We start from the raw sequence: 4371 nt of genomic DNA on the forward strand, positions 1-4371 counted from the left end.
AATCTGGCAGAAGTAACTCCAAAAGGGGGTCTCTTCCAGCCCGAGGTCCTGTGTTAACATTGGAACCACGCAAATAGGAAAATCTCCTGCTATCCCACCACCAATTTGAAAAAAGCCAATCCCATAATTTGAATTCTGGGTATACCATTCCGCCAAATAGGTCATGTATTCAATGCCAGACTTCATTGTACCAGCCTTTAATTCTCCTTTCATTACATAACTTGCAAAAATATTCCCCATGGTACTGTCTTCCCATCCGGGCACCACAATCGGCAGGTTCTTTTTAGCTGCTGCATACATCCATGAATCCTTCAGATCAATTTCATAATATTCTTCCAGTACCCCTGAGAGCAGCATTTTGTACATATACTCATGTGGAAAATAGCGTTCTCCTGCTTGTTCTGCATCCTTCCATATTTTAAAAATATGGTGTTGCAACCTTCTAAAGGCTTCTTCTTCAGGAATACAGGTGTCTGTTACCCGGTTAAGTCCTTTTTCCAGTAAGTTCCATTCATCCTGGGGCGTTAAATCCCTGTAATTGGGCACTCTTCTATAATGCGAATGTGCCACAAGATTCATGATATCCTCTTCAAGGTTTGCACCGGTACAAGAAATGATGTCTACTTTTCCAGAACGGATCATTTGGGCAAAGCTTTTGCCCAATTCTGCCGTACTCATGGCCCCTGCCAGGGAAACCAACATTTTTGCGCCTTTTTCTAATTGCTCTTCATACCCTTTGGCGGCATCTACCAGAGCGGCCGCATTAAAATGTAAAAAGTGCTGTTCTATAAAAGATGAGATTGCTCCCTTAGTCTTCATCATCATCAAATTTGAAATGGGTATTAGAAACTGATTTAAAATCAGTATCATAAGTGTTGTCATATTCATCATCGGCCTCTTCCCCTTTAAACTTATAGGTCAACATTTTATAAAATAATTTGGCGGCAAGGTAATCAGGGGATTTATCATTTTTATTGGGACATAATTCAACCATATCAAATCCGACAACATTTTTTTCCTGAAAAACCTGTAAAAGAAATTCCAGGGTTTCATACCACAATAATCCACCCGGTTCGGGTGTCCCTGTTGAAGGCATAATGGAAGGATCCAGTGCATCAAGGTCAAAGGTGATAAAAACATTATCAGAAAGTTGATCAATAACATTGTCCATCCAATATTCGTTGCTCAACATTTCATGTGCAAAGAAAGTCTTATCGGGATCCATATAGGTTTTTTCAATAGCATCCATGCTGCGTATTCCTACCTGAACTAAATTTGTCTGTTGCGATGCTTCATGAACCGCACAGGCATGGTTATACTGGGTACCCTGATAGGTTTTTCTTAAATCTGCATGTGCATCAATATGTAAAACACTCAGGTTCTCAAAACACTCATTAAATGCCCTGATACTTCCAATAGAAATTGAATGCTCTCCTCCGATCAGAGCCACAAATTTGTTACGCTTAATATATTCTTTAGTGACTTTATGCACGGCATCTACCATAGATTCCGGGCTACCGTTCTCCAAAATTTCATCTGCCAGGTAAATACCTTGCTTATAGACTTCAGTATCAGTTTCAATATCATAGAGTTCCATATTCTCTGAAGCTTCTAAAAAGGCATTTGGCCCCTTGTCTGCGCCTTTACCCCATGTGCTTGTTCCATCATATGGAACAGGAATGAGAACAATCTTTGCTTTTTCAAGTTGTGCCAGATCTTGTGGGATCCCTGCGTAATTAGTGTTTGTTTTCACTTTAATTTAATTTTTAGGATAATTATCAAATAATGCTTCAATAAGGTGTTCTCCATTCTGAGATTTATCGATAGGTTTTACTTTTTCCGCGTCATACCCCAGGATGGCTAAAATTTGTTCCGAACTTTGTTCCGGTTTATAGACGGAAGAGATAATTCTCCCTTTCTCATCTTTATCAATTATAATATACTTTGGCTGCGGAATTAAGCAATGCTGTAATCCGCCAAAACCGCCCAGGGTTTCCTGGTATGCCCCGGTATTGAAAAAGCCGATATATAAAGGTTTCTCCTTTTTGAATTTGGGCAGGTAAATAGCATTCATATGCTGCTCACTGTTATAATAATCATCACTATCACAGGTGAGCCCTCCTAACAGCACTCTTTCGTATTCGCTATCCCAGCGGTTAATGGGAAGCATAACAAAACGTTTATTTATTGCCCAGGTATCCGGCAAGGTGGTAATAAAAGAAGAATCAATCATATTCCACTTTTCCCTATCGTTTTGCTGTTTCTGATACAAAATCTTGTAAATAGCTCCTCCGCTTTCCCCAACGGTAAAGTTTCCGAATTCAGTAAAAATATTGGGTACAGGAACATCTGCTTCCTTACAAACAACACTTATTTGATTGACAATTTCATCTACCATGTACTCATAGTCGTAGTCAAATGCAAGGGAATTTTTGATGGGAAATCCACCCCCAATATTTAAGCTATCCAGGGAGGTACAATTCTTTCTAAGACGAACGTATACCCGGAGACATTTTAGTAATTCGTTCCAATAATAGGCATTATCCTTGATCCCTGTATTAATAAAAAAGTGAAGCATTTTTAGTTCTACTTTATCATTATTCTTAATTTGATTTTCATAAAAGGGAATAATGTTTTTATAGCCAATGCCTAAGCGTGAGGTGTAGAATTCAAACTTAGGTTCTTCCTCGGAAGCAATACGTATCCCTACTTTAAAAGTGTCATTAATTTCTTCGGAAAGTAAATCGATTTCTTCATAGTTATCAATAATGGGAATACAATTCTGATGGCCTTTATTAATGAGTCGGGCAATGTTTTCAATATACTGAGGCTTCTTGTAGCCATTACAAATAATAAAAGTGTCGTTTTTAACTTTCCCCTTTTTTTTAAGATGTTCAACAATATTAATATCAAAGGCTGAAGAAGTTTCAATATGAATATCATTCTTGAGGGCCTCATTGAGAACATGAGCAAAATGAGAACTTTTGGTGCAATAACTATAATAATATTTCCCGGCGTAATTATTTTTTTTCATGGCATTGTTAAACCATGTTTTGGCGCGGTTAATATTATCAGAAATTTTAGGTAAATATGTAAATTTTATGGGGCTACCATAGGTTTCTATAAGACTCAAAAGGTCTATGCCATGAAACCGTAAATTGTTTTCCTCAAGAGAAAGATCATCCTGTGGAAAATCAAATGTCTGATTAATCAGATCGATGTATTTTGTATTCACTGTGGTATTTATAAATATTGAAAACTAGTTTTAATAGATCGGCCCAGTCTTATACGTAAAAGGATAAGGCTTTAGTTCTCAACTTCAAATAATTATTTGTTGTGCTGTGGTAGGAATAAAAAAATAGCCATGCTGGCTCGAAAAGATCGCAGTACTAGCGGAAGTTAGCTCTAAAATTCGGTTACTTATCCGATAAGCAGTCATTGGGTTTGACTTCCTAATTCCCAATAACCCGAACGTATAAACACGGTTCATAATGTGCAGCTAAAAGCTCTATTGTCTTACGAAAGATTATTCGTTTGACAAGACAAATGAAATCAAAAAATTTGAATAAACAACGGATTTATAAAAAAAGTGATGATGTCTTAACACAAGTATCTTCAGGAGGTCAGATTTTCCTAATGTTTATTCATGTTCCAAAATAAATACCCAGCCTGGATATACTTCAATTCATGAAAAACAAATTAATATTCAGTCTTTTAATTCCAAAAAAGCATGTTCCAATAATTGGTTTTATTAAAAGATTTATATAAAATATTCGAATAGCATTAGGGAAATAAAAAAGCCATTAGTTATGGTGGCCTATTCTGAAAAGGCAGCCTCCAAAAGTTTAACTAACCCAACCTATCGATTATAGATCATTTTGTGGAGAAGATCATTACCGGACAAATGAATGGGAATCAGTTTTTGAATGCGCATATTACTTTGAAAGAAATCCAAATGATAAAGAAGGTGCTTGAGATTAAACTGACTAACATCTAGCAGCTTAGGATTGAGTATACTGAATAACCCGGGGTTTAATTCAAATACTTCAGTTTTAAGGGATCGGGTTGCTATTTCTTCTCAGTATTATTCTCTTATTTCGTCAAATACTTATCCAGCGGCACCAGCAGGTTTTTGACAGTACTAAATTCTGCAGCGAGCGCCTGGGCTTCGGCGATCATTTCAGCCGATAAGCCGCGAGTAGCCGAAATATTTTGTTTAGCATGGTTTTGTGGTGAGGAATCCATGGTAGCAGACACTAGTAGCAGCGCCACGCCTGCGACCTTGTTTTCTTTCACACCCTGTCCCCGCACATACAGCATGCCTAGATTGCCAATAGCCAGTGGATCTCCCTGCACGGAGGCCTTGCGATA

General features: G+C 37.6%; 3 protein-coding genes and 1 pseudogene. All 4 read right to left on the reverse strand.

Annotated features, from left to right (window positions below):
* Positions 1–819 (reverse strand): deoxyhypusine synthase family protein (locus WBM60_RS13700; RefSeq protein WP_424283203.1); only part of this gene is annotated, 819 nt, incomplete at its 3' end.
* On the reverse strand, positions 809–1753 hold the full coding sequence (gene speB / locus WBM60_RS13705) for an agmatinase (RefSeq protein WP_424258609.1): 945 nt from the start codon (positions 1751–1753) through the stop codon (positions 809–811). The genes WBM60_RS13700 and speB, both read right to left, overlap by 11 nt.
* Positions 1754–1759: 6 nt before the next feature.
* Complete coding sequence (locus WBM60_RS13710; RefSeq protein WP_424283204.1) at positions 1760–3235, reverse strand: arginine decarboxylase; 1476 nt, start codon at positions 3233–3235, stop codon at positions 1760–1762.
* Positions 3236–4092: 857 nt separating this feature from the next.
* Positions 4093–4371 (reverse strand): annotated as a pseudogene (locus tag WBM60_RS13715) (sel1 repeat family protein); the annotation flags it as partial.

Source organism: Eudoraea sp., from assembly GCF_049669105.1.
GTDB lineage: Bacteria > Bacteroidota > Bacteroidia > Flavobacteriales > Flavobacteriaceae > Eudoraea.